The following is a 16,929-nucleotide window of genomic DNA, read 5'->3' as shown; positions in this document are numbered from 1 at the left end:
GAAGTCTTCGAAAAAGTGAGAAAATTTGAAATAAATATGCTCATTTAGTATTGACTTGGGAGATTTAACCCCGTATAATGAACTTAAATCAATCATAAACGAGCATTTATCATCCAAAAACGATCATTCGATATAGGAGACAGCATATGTTTGCAGAAGAGCGAAAAACAGAAATTTTGCAGTTGCTGCAATCGGGCAAAAAGGCTAAGGTCGGAGAATTAAGCAAGCGGTTTGCCGTTTCAGAATCGACCATCCGGCGGGATTTGCAGGAGATGGAGGATTCCGGCCTGATTCAGCGTACCCATGGCGGCGCGATTTCGCCCCAAACCGGCCTGGAGTTAAGTTTTAAAGAAAAGGAAATACGCAATTTAGAGGCTAAAAGCCAGATTGCCGCTGCTGCTGCCGCCCTGGTCCAGGATGGCGAGGCATTGCTGCTTGATGCGGGAACTACGACGCTGCAGATTGCCAAGGCGCTTAGAGGACGGCCGGTAACGGTTGCCACCACCAGTATGGATGTAGCCCAGGTGTTCACCGACGATCCGGTGGTGGAGGTTTGGGTGCTGGGCGGGACCTTCCGCAAGACAACTCACTCCCTGGTAGGTTTTATTACCAATACGGTGTTGGCCAATCTGCACTTTGATAAAATTTTTCTCGGGGCCAATGGCGTTTCAGTGGAAACGGCGGTCACCACTCCGTTTCTGGTGGAAGCGGAAACCAAACGGCATATGCTGAAGGCGGCCAGCGAAGTGATTGTAGTGACCGACAGCTCTAAGCTGGGAATTAAGGGTCTATGCCGCATTTGTTCCCTCGACGAAGTGGATTTATTGATTACCGATGATCAGGGCGATGACGACGCTTTACGGAGCATTCGTGAGTTTGTCCGGGTGCAGGTTGTGCCCGGTGGGAAAGGAGGACCAGTATGAAACCTGTCATATCCACAGTCACTCTCAACGCGGCACTGGATCACACCATTTATTTTTCCCGGTTTTTTCCCGGCCAGCTTAACCGGGTGGAACAGGACCGGCTTGATCCGGCCGGTAAAGGCATTAATGTGGCTAAGGTGTTGAAAGCACTGGGCCATGAAGTGACAGTAACAGGGTTTTTGGGCAAAAACAATTTGATACATTTTGAGAAATGTTTTGCCGCTAACGATATTACCGACCGTTTCATCAAAGTGGAAGGATCCACACGGGTCAATATGAAGGTGGTGGACGGTTCCAACGGCGAAGTGACGGAAATCAATTTCAGCGGTGTCACCTGCCGGCCGGAAGATCTGGCTGCTCTAGAGCAGGAGATAGCACTGCTGGCCGGACAGCAGGGAGTATTTGTTTTTGCCGGCAGTTTGCCCCAGGGCGTACCGGCCGACATTTACGGGAAGTATATAACGAAACTCCGGCAAGCCGGCTGCAAGGTCTTTTTGGATACCAGCGGCCAGGCTATGGAGGAAGGCATCAAAGCCAAACCGTATGCCATAAAACCGAACATTCATGAACTGAGCCAAATGGCCGGACGGTCACTCGACAGCAAGGAAGCCCTCCAACAGGTAATCAACGAGCTGTTGGCCGGTGGCATTGAGCAAGTGACGGTGTCCTTGGGGTCGAAAGGGGCTATGATCGCCAGCCGGGAAGGCATGTGGCTGGCCGAACCGCCCCAGGTGGAAGTCAAGAGTACGGTGGGTGCCGGTGATTCGATGGTAGCCGGTCTGGTTAGCGGTGAGGTGCGCGGCCTGCCCTTGCCGGACCGTATCCGGCTGGCAACCGCCACGGCGGTAGCCGCGGTGATGCAGCCGGGGACGCAGGCCTGTTCGATGACCGATGTGGAAAAGGTCATGGCGGCGGTAAAAGTTACGCGCCAATAAAGCGCAGATCATTATAGTTGATGAAAAGAGAGCAAGGAGGTTTTAACTTATGAAAATTACGGAATTATTGTTACCGGAATGTATCGTGTTAGGTCTGGAGGCAGCCAGCAAGGAGGATGTGTGGCAGGCGCTGGCCGGCAAACTGGCGGCAGCCGGAGCGGTTACCGATGTAAAACAGTATCTGGCCGATATTGCCACCCGGGAAAGCCACGGTACCACCGGTGTTGGCTTTGGTGTAGCTATTCCCCACGCTAAATCGGCGGCGGTAGCCAAGCCGGCACTGGCCATGGCCCGGCTGACTGACGGGGTGGATGTAGCCTCGCTGGACGGCTCGAAAGCCGATCTGTTTTTCCTGATCGCATCACCGGTCAGCGGCGGCGACTTGCACCTGCAGGCTCTGTCCCGGCTGGCCCGGATGCTGATGCACGATTCATTCCTGTCCTCGCTGCGGGCGGCGAAGGATTCGGCCGACGTACTGGCGGTCATCAGTGAACGGGAAGGATAATCTTTTTCATAGATAAATAAAAAATAACATGGGGGAGGAAAGGACTTATGAGTAAGATTGTGGCGGTTACAGCTTGCCCGACAGGAATTGCCCATACCTTTATGGCGGCGGAGGGATTAGCCAAAGCAGCTAAGGAAATGGGACACGACATCAAGGTGGAAACGGCCGGTTCGGTAGGGGTGGAAAATGAACTGACACCGGAGGAAATCAAGGCGGCCGATGTGGTCGTCATTGCGGCCGATACCAATCTCTCCACCGAGCGGTTTGCCGGTAAACGGCTGTATACCACTTCCACGGCGGCGGCAATTAAAAGCGGCCAGGAAGTGATCACGGCGGCTCTGCAAACGGCCAAGGTGGTTGGCGGAGCTACTCCGGCGGCACAGCCGGCAGGGGTTAAAAAAGAACGGACCGGGGCCTACAAGCATTTGATGACAGGCGTGTCCTACATGCTGCCCCTGGTCGTAGCCGGTGGTCTGTTGATTGCCATTTCATTCGTGTTTGGTATTGAAGCGTTTAAACAGCAGGGTACGCTGGCAGCAGCCCTTATGGATATCGGCGGCGGTGCGGCCTTTGCCTTGATGGTGCCTGTACTGGCCGGTTTCATTGCCTTCTCGATTGCCGATCGTCCGGGCCTGGCGCCGGGCTTGATCGGCGGTATGCTGGCCTCCAAGCTGGGAGCAGGCTTTTTAGGCGGTATCATTGCCGGTTTTATCGCCGGGTATACGGCGGAATTCCTGAAAAAAAATATTCAATTGCCTAAGACACTGGAAGGTTTGAAACCCGTTCTTATTCTTCCCTTACTCTCCAGTGCTGTGGTCGGTCTGTTGATGGTTTATGTAATTGGCACACCGATGAAAGCCATTATGGATACTATGACCGATGCTTTAAAAGGTATGGGAACCACCAACGCTGCGGTGTTGGGGCTGGTGCTGGGCGCGATGATGGCCTTTGATATGGGCGGTCCGATCAATAAGGCCGCGTATACCTTCGGCGTAGGTTTGCTGGGCAGCAACGTATTTGAACCGATGGCCGCCGTTATGGCTGCCGGCATGGTGCCGCCGCTGGGGATTGCCTTAGCAACCTACCTGGGTAAAGACAAATGGACGGTGGAAGAACGCGAAGCCGGCAAGGCGGCCGGTGTGCTGGGTATCTCGTTTATTACCGAAGGTGCCATTCCTTTTGCCGCCGGTGACCCGTTCAAGGTCATTCCCTCGATCATGGCCGGTTCGGCTCTGACCGGTGCCCTTTCGATGCTGTTTGGCTGCACGCTGCGGGCACCCCATGGTGGAATCTTCGTTCTACCCATTCCCAATGCCGTTGGTAATCTGCCAATGTACATTGTGTCCATTTTGGCCGGCACAGTGCTTAGCGCGCTGCTGCTCAATATCCTCAAGAAAAGCCCGTCCGCGAAATAAGAAAAAGCGGACAGCATTCAGAAAAAGCGTTGTCCTGGTAAGACAGGACCATATGAAAAAGACCAGGCACTTTTCGGTGCCTGGTCTTTTTTGAAAGTTCTTACATGTAGTAGTGTATGTAAAGCAAGATTAGTGTATGAAAAGCGCGATGGCCGGCCGGGGGTGTCCCGGTTCGTCCAATCACCGGTTTGATACACTAAGCTGGAATGATTTTTGCTACTAATGAAAGATGAGAAATAAAGTCTGTTAGTGTGAGGGTCTGATTATGAAAAGAATGGATTTGGTATACGAGTTCGTCAAAGAGCATACAGCCAGGTTTTCCCCCGATGAGCTGCTGGGGGGACAAGGGCTGGAGACCAATGAGATAGCCGATCAATTGGGGATGCTGCGCAATAATGTCAGCAAGGAGCTGAATGAGCTGCTCCGGCTGGATAAGATCATCAAGCTGAAAGGCCGGCCGGTTCGCTTTTTGGATAAGGCCGGCGTCCAGACCTTGCTTAATCTGCCGTTGGCCGAGTCCTGTCTGGAGGTGGACAGCATCCGGGAACTCGTCGCCGCCCAGGCGGAGCAGGACCCATTCAGCCTGCTTATCGGTTCGGGTAAGAGCTTGAAGAATCAGGTGGAACAGGCCAAGGCGGCCATGGTGTACCCGCCGGTGGGACTCCATACGTTGATCCTGGGCAATACGGGAGTGGGGAAAACCCTGTTTGCCCGGATGATGTACAACTATGGCAAGTACTGCAAGCGATTTTCCGAAAAGTCGCCGTTTATTATTTTTAACTGCGCTGATTACTACCATAATCCGCAGCTCTTGCTGTCCCATCTATTTGGCTACGTCAAAGGCGCCTTTACCGGCGCCGATCAGGACCGCGACGGTTTGGTGGAAAAAGCCGACGGCGGAGTGCTGTTTTTGGATGAAATTCACCGTCTGCCGCCGGAAGGGCAGGAAATGCTCTTTTATTTCATTGATACAGGCACCTACAACAAGCTGGGTGAGACGGAACGCAAGCGCAAAGCCGGTGTGCTGATTATTGGGGCCACGACCGAAGAGCCCAGTTCTCACCTGCTGACCACCTTTATCCGCCGGATACCGGTGATTATTCGCATCCCGTCGTTGCAGGAACGGACAGTAAGCGAAAAGATCGATATGATCCGGCACTTGTTTGCCAATGAGGCCCACCGGGTGAATAAATCGATCAAAGTATCGCCGGAAGTGGTGAAGGCGCTGATCGGCAGTGTTTCCTACGGCAATATCGGCCAGTTGAAATCCAATATCCAGATTACCTGCGCCAAGGGTTTTTTAAACAGCTTAAACAGCAGCCAGGAATGCATTGAGCTGGAATTCAGCCTGCTGTCGTCCGATATCAAGGACGGTTTATTTGCCATCGGCCGCAATCACCGGGAGTTTGAGGAGTTGGGACAGCGGCTGGCGGCGCCGCTGGTTATCGGACCGGAGGGCCACAAGCCGCTGGTCGAGGACAGCTACGACATGCCTTTTAACCTGTACCGGCTGATGGAGGACAAGATTACCCTGCTGCGCCAGGAAGGCATTGACGACAGTTATATCAACAATTTTATCGCCAACGATGTTCATATCAATATCAAGAAACTGTATAACCGTCTGGCCAAGGATAAGGAAAACCGGGAACGCATGCTGAAGGTCATCGATAAGGAAATTCTGGAGTTTGCCGAAAAAATGAAGATCCTGGCCGAGCAGAATCTGGGGCGGGCTTACAGTGAACGCTTTACTTATGCCCTTAGCTTTCACTTAAGCGCCTTCTTCAAGCGGATTAAGGAAAAGGAGTACAAGCATGCGGTGTATCGTGACCCCTCGCTGCAGATCGAGGAGGCTGAGCTGGCGGTAGCGCTGCAAATTAAGCAGGCCATCAGTCAGACCTTCCACATAGAGGTGCCTGCCGCCGAAGTGACCTATATTGCCATTTTGCTTAAATCGGTGGAATTGGAACGGCAGGGACAGGTGGGCATTATTGTCGCCGCCCATGGCAACAGTACGGCCAGCAGCATGGTTGCCGTAGTGGAGCGGCTGTTAGGCGAGGTGACCAGCCTGTGTGCCGTCGATATGCCGCTCGATGTCAGCCCGAAGGAGATTCTGGAAGTCATGACGGAAAAGGTTAGGATCATGGATAAGGGCAAAGGGGTCTTGCTGCTGGTCGATATGGGGTCGCTGTTCAAGTTTGAAACGACACTGGTCGAACGGACCGGCAGCGCCGTTAGGACGATTGACATGGTCTCCACGCCGCTCATTTTGGAGGCTGTCCGCAAGACTAATGTGTTCGATATGGAGCTGGAGGATGTATATGCCGCACTCAGAGCATTCCGGGGCTACAACAATGATTTTAAGGAGCAGGAAAAGCACCCCGGCCGGTTGATCATCACGGTGTGCGCTTCCGGCAGCGGCACGGCGGTAAAGCTAAAGGAAATGGTGGAGAGCATCCTGACGGAGGCGGGAGAGAAAGGCGTGCAGGTGGTACCTGCCGGGGTCCGGGAGCTTGACCGCAAGCTAAAGGAATTACAGGCCAATCACGCCATTTTGGCCGTAGTGGGTGTTAAGCGGCCCAAGGCTGCCATACCGTTTATCCCGTTGGAAAAGCTGATTGACGGCAGCGGCGAGCGGTTGCTGCAGGAGCTGCTGGGCGGTAAGGAGCTTAGCGTCGGCCAGGCCCAGCCTAGTGCGGTGGTGCGGGATTTGTGCGAGAAGAACCTGCAGCAGTTTCTCACTTTTTTAAACCCGGCCAAAGTGATCGGTATGCTGCTTGAATTTGTCGCTCAGTTGGAGGGGGAATTGGGTTATCAACTGGAAAATGTCGTAAAGATCCGGCTGGTAGTCCATGTCGGTTATGCCCTGGAGCGGATGCTGCTGCAGGAGGGGCTGCGGTATGTGGAGGATGCTTCGCAACTGGAGCCTGGTCTGGTCGCGGCAGTCGACCGGGCTTGCCGGCTTTTTACAGCGTCGCTGCGCATCAGTCTGACGGAGGATGAAAAATATTATATCTGCGAATTGCTGCAACTGCCTGTTGCCAGTGAGGAAGAAGGGCTTTAACGTATCAAAAGACAGGGCGCTTTCCGGGCTAGTGTATGAAACGGGCGGCCTGTGTATGAAACGGGACGGTTTTACGGCGGATAATCGGGTTGTTGGCCGTTCATACGCTGTTTGGCACGGTTCTTGCTTATTTATAAGGGCAAGAGGAGGTGATAGCAATGATCGGTTTGATCGTATGCACCCATGGCAAATTTTCGGAAGAGCTGGTCAGAGCATCGGAGATGATGTTCGGCAGGCAGGACAATCTGCAGTACCTGACTTTTGAACCGGGGGAGAGCGCGGAAGACCTGGTGGACAGGTATAAGGCGGCACTCAACAAGCTGGAGGATAAGCAGGCGGTGCTTTTCCTGGTGGATCTCTTTGGCGGCAGCCCCTACAACGCCGCCGGCCGTGTAGCCGCAGAAAATCAAAACAGCATGGACGTGGTAACCGGTGTCAACCTGCCTATGCTGCTGGAAATCTACGGGACACGGAAGTTTTCCAGTCTACCGGAACTAGTGGATATCGCAATGAGCGCAGGAAGCAGTGCGATAAAATCGTTTAGGGCAAATTTTGATACCAATGCGGGAGAGGATTTATAATGCATATTTGTTTAGCACGGATTGATGATCGTTTAATTCACGGGCAGGTAGCCACGACCTGGGTCAAAGCGGTAGGCTGCAACAAGATCATTGCCTGCAGTGACGAAGTGGCTGCCGACCAGTTGCGCAAGACACTGGTGCTGCAGGTGGCGCCGCCGGGTATCAAAGCCTATGTGCTGCCCATAGCCAAGGCGGTGGAAGCCTATAAGAATCCCAAATACAACGATTTTAAGACGCTGTTTTTGTTCACTAATCCCACCGATGTCGTCCGGATGGTGGAGGGCGGCGTCGATATCAAATCAGTTAATGTGGGCGGCATGAACTACCGCGAGGGTAAGGTGCTGATTACCGGCGCGGTGGCCGTAGGCAAGGAGGATGTGGCGGCCTTTCGCAAACTCCACGCTTTGGGCATCGAACTGGAAGTAAGAAAGGTATCGGCCGACAACCGGGAAGATCTGATGGGCAAAATTGAAGGACTATTTACCGAATAAAGAACTAAGATTGCCTGATAAATAAGGAGGAGGTACTGTCATGAGTGAAATACAAATGATTTTGTTGATCCTTGTTGCGGCATACGCCGGGATGGAGAGCGTTGTCGATGAGGGACAGGGGCATCGGCCGCTGATTGCCTGCACGCTGGTCGGTTTGGTGCTGGGAGATTTGAAAACCGGGGTTATCCTGGGCGGTACGCTGGAGTTGATGGCGCTGGGCTGGATGAATATCGGTGCGTCCATGGCGCCTGATTCGGCCCTGGCCAGTGTTATCGCATCCATTTTGGTTATTGTCGGCAAGCAGTCGATCGGCGCCGGTATTGCGGTGGCCATTCCGATTGCGGCGGCAGGACAGGTGCTTACTATTTTTGTCCGGTCTATTACTACTTTCTTTCAGCATCTGGCCGATAAATATGCCGATGAGGGCAGTCTGCGGGGCATTGAAATGTGCCATTTCCTGGCCTGGATGCTGCAAGCTATCCGGGTAGCCGTACCCACCGCGCTGGTAGCGGCTGTTGCCGGTACACACGGTGTAGAAGCCATGCTGGCATCCATACCGGAGGTTATTACCAGAGGCCTGCAGGTGGCCGGCGGTTTTATCGTAGTTGTCGGGTATGCCATGGTTATTAATATGATGGAAGCCAAATATCTCATGCCGTTCTTCTTCCTGGGTTTTGTTATGGCGGCATTTACTAATCTCAATCTGGTCGGCTTTGGTATCGTCGGGGCGATTCTGGCCATTTTGTATATCCAGCTTCATCCGCGTTACAACCAGACAAATTCCGATGTCGACGAATTGGATCTATAGGGAGGATGTGCAGACATGAGCGAAAAGAAACTGACTAAAAGCGATTTATTCAACATGTTTATCCGTTCCAACTTTTTGCTGGCTTCATTTAACTTTGAAAGAATGCAGTCCATGGGCTTTTGCGTGTCCCTGATTCCGGCCATCAAGCGATTGTATGAAGGCGAAGAGCGGAAAGCGGCCTTAAAACGGCATCTGGAGTTTTTCAACACCCAGCCCTTTGTTGCCAACGCTATCATGGGCATTACGGCGGCCATGGAAGAAAAAAGAGCTAACGGCGCGCCCATTGACGACGGCACGCTAAATGGGGTAAAGATCGGTTTGATGGGGCCGTTGGCCGGTGTCGGCGATCCAATCTACTGGGGAACACTGCGGCCGGTTACGGCAGCTCTCGGCGCCTCGCTGGCTTTAGGCGGCAGCATCTTAGGCCCGCTGCTCTTCTTTGTGGTATTCAACATTCTTCGCCTGGCCACCAAATGGTATGGCATTCAATACGGCTATGAAAAAGGAACAGACATCGTTGCCGACATGTCAGGCAACCGGCTGCAGAAAATTACCGAAGGCGCTTCCATTTTAGGGCTGTTCGTCATGGGGTCGCTGGTGTGCAAATGGACCAGTGTGAACGTGCCGCTGGTGGTTTCCACCGTAACCGGCCAGGACGGCAAGACGGTCGTCACTACGGTACAGGGCATTCTCGACCAGCTCATGCCCGGCCTGCTGCCGCTGCTCTTAACCTTCGCCTGCATGTATCTCCTAAAACGGAAAGTCAATGCCATTGCCATCATCTTTGGCTTATTCGCCATCGGCATCTTAGGCTATGCCGGCGGTATTCTCAAATAAATAAGAAAAATTCCTGTGCAGAAGTATAGGATGCATAGGAAAGCAAGGTCATAAGGCATGGTAGTACTAGTTCTGCTCCAGCGTTTTCGCGCGGGGCGGAGGAGGACGCAAACAAACAGCCGGAGTGTGTACCCACGCTCCGGCTGTTTACTGTCGTTGGCTTCTATGAATATACTTTCCACGGAATTCCGCCGCTAGACAACGGTAACCATACAATCGCATTTCAGGATCAACTTGGTCTAAAGTTGAAATTGCTTTATTGTGTTAAGTTGAGTGAAAGTACTTTTTTCTTTCCCGTATTTGTTGTTTCCATTTGCAACAGTCATTTAAGTGGAGCATGACATGGCGTGTCGGTGGCATCAGCAATATGCCGGCAACATCCTTTTTGCTCCAGAAATCAAGAAGCCAAAGCGAATCTTTCTGATCGGTCACACCACCTATCTGTCTGATTGTAGCAAGACCAAGCGAAGTAACTCTGCGCTTCATATCCGTAGCAGTAAGTGTCTTTACAATATCGCATGTTCGTTGGCCGACGGCATTTCGATATGCAATTAACTTATCAATGTTAATCTGCTTACTGAATTCCATAATTTCATCATCTGTCAGAGCATTCCCTGTATCTGAAATAGGAGTATTAAGCTGTTTTCTCCATTCATCATTAAATAGCTGTTCCCTATCAGCTACTAAAATACCCATTGTCAAGTCTTCGATCCTGGCAATATGCCATAAAACCCAGGCTATTGTTTCATCTTTAGCAGTTGGCATAATTCTGTATTCATGAGGCGATAAATCGCATAAAAGCTGATCCACTTCATTTTTCGCCCTGCCGGAGATAGCGGATAGGTGTAAGGCAGCGTGCAAGTCTAAAAACAATCGCTTTGCATATTCCACTTTATCCTGTTTTCTGATGATTGTATTTAATTCCTTGTGTAACTCACTTAATCCGGCACCAAAGTGTTTCATATAAAACCTCTTTACTCGTTTTGTATTATTTACCTAATTATACCACATGGCAGAACATAACCATATAATACCGAAGCCCTAGTAAGTCCTGAATAACACGGGAAGTTTCTCTTTTAGTTACAGAATGCAAACAATTCGGATGGATTAGGATAAAACGGAGTAAGCGGAAACGAGGAATTCCTGGCGGACTTTTGTAAGCATTTTCTTTGAAGAAGTAAGAAAGTTCACTCTTTTTACTACAATTTATTTTCAAAACTATGGCAGCCATCTATCCGGTGTATTAGAATAGAAGAAGGAAGGTTAGGAGGGGGATAAAGTATGACATACACAGCCAGCAAGGAACGGTATGCTTCGATGCAATACAACCGCTGCGGCCGGAGCGGGTTGATGCTGCCGGCCATTTCACTGGGCTTGTGGCATAATTTTGGCGGCACCGACTGCTTTGAAAATGGACGGGCCCTGGTGCAACGGGCGTTTGATCTGGGCATTACCCATTTTGATTTAGCCAATAATTACGGTCCACCGCCCGGTTCGGCGGAAATTAACTTCGGACGGATTTTGAAAGAAGATTTGGCGCCCTACCGGGATGAACTGATCATATCAACCAAAGCGGGTTATACCATGTGGCCGGGACCCTACGGTGACTGGGGTTCGAAGAAATATCTGGTGTCCAGCCTTGATCAAAGCCTGCGGCGCATGGGCCTTGACTATGTCGATATCTTTTATCATCACCGCCCCGACCCGCGGACGCCGCTGGAGGAGACGATGGCAGCGCTGGACTTGCTGGTGCGTCAGGGCAAGGCTCTCTATGTGGGCCTTTCCAATTACAAAGCGGAGCAGGCGAAGGCGGCCATTCAAATCCTGAAGGAACTGGGCACGCCCTGCCTGATTCATCAGCCCCGGTATTCCATGCTGGACCGCTGGGTAGAAGACGGTCTGCTGGAAGTACTGGAAGAGGAAGGCGTCGGCAGCATTGCCTTTTCGCCATTGGCCAAGGGCTTGCTGACTAGTAAGTACCTGAAGGGCATTCCCGCCGACTCACGGGCAGCCGGACCGAGTGTTTTTCTAAAGGCCGAGGATATTAATGAGCCGCTGCTGATTAAACTGCGGGCACTGCAGGATCTGGCGCTGGAACGGGGGCAGACGCTGGCCCAGATGGCACTGGCCTGGGTTTTACGGGGCGACAGGATTACTTCAGTGCTTATAGGCGCCAGCAAAGTTTCGCAAATTGATGATTGTGTGGGTGCTTTAAAAAGATCGAAGTTCTCGCCGGAAGAATTGGAATTGATTGAAATCATTCTGAGCGGTTCCGAGCAGGACGAGTAGAGCGGGCATTTTTTCGCGGCAACCGGACAGGCAAAAAAGTACAACTTCCTGTAACGGAGGCTGCTTTTTTGCCTGGTTGGGTTAGTTGACGGAGTTTGATATATACTATAGAATAGAAGAAATACAAATATAGCTATATTATGCTAATTTGCTAAAGTGAAAATGCGCCAGATGTCGAAATATATACTATGGCAGAGAATGTGTAACCGTTTTTTGCCGGAAGGTAACTGAATATTTGAAACATATTGCATTTTACCAATTTTTAGTGTAGGAGGAATTGACTTGAAAACCAGAGAGCTCTTGGCCTTGGACTGTATCGTATTACATGTGGAAGCAAAGCATAAAGAGGAAGTATGGGAGGTACTGGCTGACAGATTGCAGCACTCCGGAGTCATCAGCACAGCCGAACAATTCGTGGAGGATGTGGCGGCCCGTGAGAGCATGGGAACAACCGGTGTTGGTCATGGCGTGTCGATTCCCCATGCCAAATCGGCGGCGGTGGATCGGGCCGGGTTGGCGATTGCCCGTCTGGCTACGCCGGTAGATGTCAACTCTCTGGACGGCACGAAAGCCGATCTGTTTTTTATGGTAGCCGCACCGCTTGACGGCATCGACCTGAACTTACAAATGCTGTCGACCATTGCCCGGATGATCCGGCATGATTCTTTCCTGGCCGCTCTGCGCACAGCTCCCACGGCGGAAGAAGTGCTGCGGATTATCGGTGAACAGGAAGAGCAATTGCCTAAATAGAGACTTTATTGACTCTGGCGGGCATATGCTTTACAATGAAGAAATGGATATAGGCTTGATAGATGAGGTGACCCACCATGAGCAAGGAACCCGGCAGCAAAATAGCAACTGAAAATCGTAAAGCCCGCCATGATTATCATATTCATGAAACCTATGAGGTCGGGCTGGTGCTTACCGGTACGGAGGTTAAATCACTGCGCGCCGGCAAAGCCAATTTGAAGGATGCCTATGCCCGGATTGACAATCATGGCGAAGTCATGCTGCACAATATGCATATTAGCCCCTACGATCAGGGGAACCGGTTTAATCATGAACCGTTGCGTACCCGCAAGCTATTGATGCACCGCTACGAAATTATCAAGCTGATAGGCAAGACCAAGGAAAAAGGCTATACGCTGGTGCCTCTGAAAGTATATTTTACGCGAGGCAAGGCTAAGCTGGAACTGGGACTGGCAACCGGTAAGAAGCTATATGACAAGCGCCAGGACCTGGCGGCCAAGGATGCTAAACGGGAAATGGACAGAGCCTTTAAGGATAAGCAAAGAGAGTAGCAGGCAGCGGCCTGCTTTATCTTTGGCAAAATTTGCGAAGAAGCCAGTATGTCAGATCTATCCACTTGGCGTATCTTGTAAACTGTGATATAATAAACTTTACGAAATTAAGAAGCGTAGTCGGATTGCAGCTCTTTAAAAGTCATGAACAATACCTAAATACCAATACGGGGGCGTAATGGTTTCGACAGGGGTAGTTGTAGCATGGGTAGCGAGCCGGGGTTCCATCAGCCCGTCAATACGGTGGACTTAAAGTAAAAGCAAACAACGAATACGCTTTAGCAGCTTAATGCTAACGTCCTACTCTCCTTCTTCCCGTGAGGCGGGATAGGGCGTCACTTAGCGGGATACCTGAGGTCTAATTCTCCGCGGACCGACTGGGAAATTTTAACGAGATAGCACCGGCGAAGCTTGTCTGTAGGCGTCAATGGAGCGAAGCTTAAATTGCAGACTGCGCTCGGAGAAGCCTGTGTAGCGGCACCTTTGGACAGGAGTTCGATTCTCCTCGCCTCCACCAAATTTTGGGAATTACTAAAACCCGCGGTGTTTCGCGGGTTTTTTGCTGTATATTTTGGGAGTAGGTAGTGGAGGTGAGCGGGATGATTGATAATAAGGAAAGCACGGGGACGGTTCTCTTGCTTCCGTGATTAGCGAGAGTAACAGGCATTAATCAAAACACTATGTTTAAAGCAGAGAAGCAATAGAATCGTCTCTGTGCTTATGTATGTGGCTTTAGAAAATGATGTGAATAAATTGGCGCCTTTTACAGTTAGGCTACCGCTTGATGGCGAAATAGATGAAAGAAGAATAAAAACGTAGTTGAGCCTGATTTGGCTGTAGTTTGTGATAAAAGTAAATTAGATAAAAGTGGCTATTTCGGCGCGCCAACGTTGGTAATTGAGGTTGTCTCAAAAAGCTCAATTTAGCGTGATAACCTGGTAAAGAGAAATAAGTATGAAAAGGCTGGTGTACAGGAATACTGGATTGTTACACCGGAAACAGAGACTATTGTAAGTTATGTACTAAATGAACAAGGGCATTATGACATGCCGGATGTGCTTGTTCTTGGTGAAGATGAAAATATTCAATTAAAGGTATTTGAGGAGTTGGCAATAGAATTGAAAGAAATTTTTGTTGCTTGGGGTTAATGTGAATATGTCGATATTTTTCACCGGCTTGTTAGCAGGTGTTTTTTATATAGTGAATTCCTAGTAATATTGTGAAGTTGGCAAGATTTGTTAATGCCGATTGTGCCGCTAAGAATCAGGAAATCAGGGGGAGAGATCGAGTGTTTCATGGTAAAATTGGAATGAAACGCCTGACCTGTCCCCTGTTTCATATAGACAAAGAAAGTTGGGAATTTTTTCGTCTCGGCACCATGCAGCTGATCGTCGCTCTGGTGCTCTCGTTTTTGCCTTGGTAAGGATCACGGCGCGACGCGCGCCTACACCCTCCGGGGGACAAACCGCCACATGGTCGGCCGTCATGGAAACTTTGGCCCTTTTTATGTTATAAGAATTCGGGAGAAGGATAACGGGACAGGCTTCACCCTTAGGTGGGGCTTGCCCGTAATATATTTTTGGGTTTATTTTTAGCTTTCCACTCACTTATGATTCTCGAATATTCTTCCTGGCCCAGTATGCTAATCATATTAATTTCGTATTCTTTAATCTCATCATTTGTCATAGCTAACCATTTAAAAAAGCTCTCGCTGCTTTTTTCTGCATCTTTTCTAACATCGGTCAGTTTTCTATCACCTTCTATGCGCCAGCAAATAAATGAGTCTTCAGAGATTGAGTTTGATTTGGATGTTATTCGAGCCCTATTCCTACAAATAGCTGTGCGCCATGCCTTATAATAGACGTCATTTTTTTTCAACTCATAAAAACGGTGGTTCGAACCTACATCCAAACAGGTTTTATTACCTTTAAACTTTCTGCCGCAATAATTATTTTTGGCGTCTTTGACGAGAAAATATCTATTGCAGCAGGCACACTTCTTTATCCTCACACCTGCCTGGACCATTTTAATAAACTCCCATTCCAACAGCTGTTCCAAGGATTCAACTTGTAACTTTTCATACATCTTGTTTTCGGTCTCAAATATTGAAATCTTAATGTTACCTTCAGGAGCAAAGTCATAATGAAGACTGTTATGAAGGGGATGTGCGGTTATGAAATCCGATAATTCCTTCGGCAGCTTTTGAATATCTGCGTTGCTAAATGGCATAGATTGGATTTTTTTATAAAGCGAAATCCTTTCGAATATACTCAGCCTGTTAATAATAGGAACAGAAATATCCAAGATGCGAAAAAGCAACTCCTTCATTTTCTGTTGGAAAGTGATTATATTTAAGGAATACTTCGCATCAAGTTCCCTGCCTTTTGCTATTTTGCGGCGAATAGAGGATGATTGCCGGTAGCATTTTATATATACTTGATACAACTGATCTAAGCGGTTTTTTGGGAAAAACCCTTTCGGAATTGATAATAAATCCGAAACCTTTTCTTTATAATCATCTTCAAAGAGCAACCTCTCATTGAGTGAAGAATGGAAATGAAAATAGTCGATTACGATGTTTTTAACAATATTCCTTGCGTTTTCACCAATTTTGTAATAAGGATGGCTGAATTTCAAAATACTTACCATCTCTTCAAAATATACATTAGGCACATAGAAATCCGCTTCTACAACAGCAAAATTCGACTGCAATGCTTTTTCATAGTCACTGTTAAATTCCTTGCGAAGTCCGTCCTGTGTTAATTCAAGTTTTACAAAATCGAACATTGTTGAAAAGAATTTATCCAGCAATACTTCAAATTTCGATAGCTCCGCAGCAACAAAATCAAATAGATACCGATGACCTTGGTCATCGAAATTCGGCATATGATGCTCATCGTAGAAATTATAGCCATCGTTGCTAAACATTACATATAAAATAAAAAGCGCCCCCCCTGAATTTTTTCAGTTATAATAACATTGATAGAGCTGATTATAGCTGATTGATGGAAAGTAGTTGATTCTGCTAATTTTGAGTGGTATCATTTATTACAGAAGCTAGTTTAAGAATAAAATAATTAAATTTTTAAGTCAATATCGAAGTGTAAATACTGAAAATTTATAAGAAGAAGGGATTTTTGATGTCGTCTGAATTTAAAGAAGTAGATTGTTCACGGTGTAAAGGTGAACGGGTCATCCCATGCCCAATGGCACCTTCTGGTCTAACCTTGTGTGAACCCGATTGTCCGCAATGTACAGGCCAATCTTATATCCCGTGCCCATCCTGTGACGGAAAAGGCATTGTCACAATATTTAAGTAACGACAATAAAAATGAAAAGGTGATTTTATGGCAAATAAAAATAAGAAAGTTAAGTTATTGAATGAAATGAGCGATGTGGAACGAGCGCAACGAACCTGGTCTAAAAAAGAATGGAATGATATGCCCGAATCGGAACGTAACCGACTTATAGATCTTGAACGTATAGATCGTGAAGAGATAGGTAAATTTCTTAAGGGACTTTCAGATAAATAATTGAATGCTTTAAATAATTAGAAGGCAGGATAACACTATTTATTGTCCAGACCGTAGACAAAAAGGCACTTTACACAAAGCGTAAGGTGTCCTTTTTCTTGTAGACGGTAAAATATTCAAGAAAAGTGACAGTTGGGGACGAGTGACAGTTGGGGACGTCAGACTGTGCGAAAATCTCCTCTTTTATCTCACGGATAAGCTCCTAAATGGGATTGCCACAAAAAGAGCGGCAATCCGGCTATAGGAAAGT

Annotated in this window: 17 protein-coding genes and 1 other RNA gene; 16 read left to right on the top strand and 2 right to left on the bottom strand. The window is 48.9% G+C overall.

Translation table 11 applies throughout. The features are described from left to right. Positions 1-146: 146 nt before the first annotated feature. The 9 genes from BMW43_RS04635 (at position 147) to manZ (ending at position 9,556) form a co-directional block, all read left to right on the top strand. A complete protein-coding gene (locus tag BMW43_RS04635; RefSeq protein WP_091744281.1) occupies positions 147-923 on the top strand; it encodes a DeoR/GlpR family DNA-binding transcription regulator in 777 nt (258 codons plus the stop codon). Next, positions 920-1,858 carry a 1-phosphofructokinase gene (pfkB, locus tag BMW43_RS04630; protein WP_091744279.1) on the top strand — a complete coding sequence of 313 codons (939 nt, stop codon included), beginning with the start codon at positions 920-922 and terminating at the stop codon, positions 1,856-1,858. Before BMW43_RS04635 ends, pfkB begins: the two co-directional genes overlap by 4 nt. Before the next feature lie 49 nt (positions 1,859-1,907). Further along, positions 1,908-2,363, top strand: a complete 456-nt coding sequence (locus tag BMW43_RS04625; RefSeq protein WP_091744277.1) for a PTS sugar transporter subunit IIA — start codon at positions 1,908-1,910, stop codon at positions 2,361-2,363. 47 nt (positions 2,364-2,410) lie between these two features. Further along, positions 2,411-3,778, top strand: a complete 1,368-nt coding sequence (locus BMW43_RS04620; protein ID WP_091744275.1) for a PTS fructose transporter subunit IIC — start codon at positions 2,411-2,413, stop codon at positions 3,776-3,778. 265 nt (positions 3,779-4,043) lie between these two features. Further along, entirely contained in the window at positions 4,044-6,839 is a 2,796-nt protein-coding gene (locus BMW43_RS04615) for a sigma-54-dependent transcriptional regulator (protein ID WP_091744273.1), read from the top strand. Positions 6,840-6,997: 158 nt separating this feature from the next. Continuing rightward, positions 6,998-7,420, top strand: a complete 423-nt coding sequence (locus tag BMW43_RS04610; protein ID WP_091744271.1) for a PTS sugar transporter subunit IIA — start codon at positions 6,998-7,000, stop codon at positions 7,418-7,420. After that, the gene (locus BMW43_RS04605; protein ID WP_091744269.1) at positions 7,420-7,911 is read left to right on the top strand and encodes a mannose/fructose/sorbose PTS transporter subunit IIB; all 492 of its coding nucleotides are present in this window, start codon (positions 7,420-7,422) and stop codon (positions 7,909-7,911) included. The genes BMW43_RS04610 and BMW43_RS04605 overlap by 1 nt, the downstream gene beginning before the upstream one ends. Positions 7,912-7,951: 40 nt before the next feature. Continuing rightward, entirely contained in the window at positions 7,952-8,719 is a 768-nt protein-coding gene (locus BMW43_RS04600; protein WP_091744267.1) for a PTS mannose/fructose/sorbose transporter subunit IIC, read from the top strand. Between the two features lie 15 nt (positions 8,720-8,734). After that, positions 8,735-9,556 (top strand): PTS mannose transporter subunit IID, encoded by an 822-nt coding sequence (gene manZ, locus BMW43_RS04595; protein WP_091744265.1) that lies wholly within the window; start codon positions 8,735-8,737, stop codon positions 9,554-9,556. Between the two features lie 264 nt (positions 9,557-9,820). Here manZ and BMW43_RS04590 read toward each other — a convergent pair whose 3' ends face one another. Further along, positions 9,821-10,519, bottom strand: coding sequence for a DinB family protein (locus BMW43_RS04590; RefSeq protein WP_091744263.1), 699 nt, complete (start codon positions 10,517-10,519; stop codon positions 9,821-9,823). A gap of 318 nt (positions 10,520-10,837) precedes the next feature. Here BMW43_RS04590 and mgrA point away from each other — a divergent pair, with 318 nt between their 5' ends. The 6 genes from mgrA to BMW43_RS21670 all read left to right on the top strand — a co-directional run bounded on the left by mgrA (position 10,838) and on the right by BMW43_RS21670 (position 14,569). Then, positions 10,838-11,845, top strand: a complete 1,008-nt coding sequence (gene mgrA, locus BMW43_RS04585) for an L-glyceraldehyde 3-phosphate reductase (protein ID WP_091744262.1) — start codon at positions 10,838-10,840, stop codon at positions 11,843-11,845. A gap of 282 nt (positions 11,846-12,127) precedes the next feature. Then, positions 12,128-12,595, top strand: coding sequence for a PTS sugar transporter subunit IIA (locus BMW43_RS04580; RefSeq protein ID WP_091744260.1), 468 nt, complete (start codon positions 12,128-12,130; stop codon positions 12,593-12,595). Between the two features lie 77 nt (positions 12,596-12,672). Continuing rightward, positions 12,673-13,146, top strand: coding sequence for an SsrA-binding protein SmpB (gene smpB / locus BMW43_RS04575; RefSeq protein ID WP_091744258.1), 474 nt, complete (start codon positions 12,673-12,675; stop codon positions 13,144-13,146). 169 nt (positions 13,147-13,315) lie between these two features. After that, positions 13,316-13,663, top strand: a transfer-messenger RNA (tmRNA) gene (gene ssrA / locus BMW43_RS04570). 418 nt (positions 13,664-14,081) lie between these two features. Next, complete coding sequence (locus BMW43_RS21795; RefSeq protein WP_091744256.1) at positions 14,082-14,294, top strand: Uma2 family endonuclease; 213 nt, start codon at positions 14,082-14,084, stop codon at positions 14,292-14,294. A gap of 140 nt (positions 14,295-14,434) precedes the next feature. Beyond that, positions 14,435-14,569 (top strand): hypothetical protein, encoded by a 135-nt coding sequence (locus BMW43_RS21670; protein WP_281246114.1) that lies wholly within the window; start codon positions 14,435-14,437, stop codon positions 14,567-14,569. Positions 14,570-14,697: 128 nt separating this feature from the next. On the opposite strand, the gene BMW43_RS04560 is transcribed toward BMW43_RS21670, so the two are convergent. Then, a complete protein-coding gene (locus BMW43_RS04560) occupies positions 14,698-16,032 on the bottom strand; it encodes a DUF6076 domain-containing protein (protein WP_143050565.1) in 1,335 nt (444 codons plus the stop codon). Positions 16,033-16,493: 461 nt separating this feature from the next. Here BMW43_RS04560 and BMW43_RS04555 point away from each other — a divergent pair, with 461 nt between their 5' ends. Further along, a complete protein-coding gene (locus BMW43_RS04555; RefSeq protein ID WP_091744252.1) occupies positions 16,494-16,679 on the top strand; it encodes a hypothetical protein in 186 nt (61 codons plus the stop codon). Positions 16,680-16,929 lie beyond the last annotated feature (250 nt).

The organism is Propionispora vibrioides (genome assembly GCF_900110485.1).
Taxonomy (GTDB): Bacteria; Bacillota; Negativicutes; order Propionisporales; family Propionisporaceae; genus Propionispora; species Propionispora vibrioides.
Note: the sequence above shows the minus strand (reverse complement) of the source record. Positions and strands in the feature narration are given on the sequence as shown.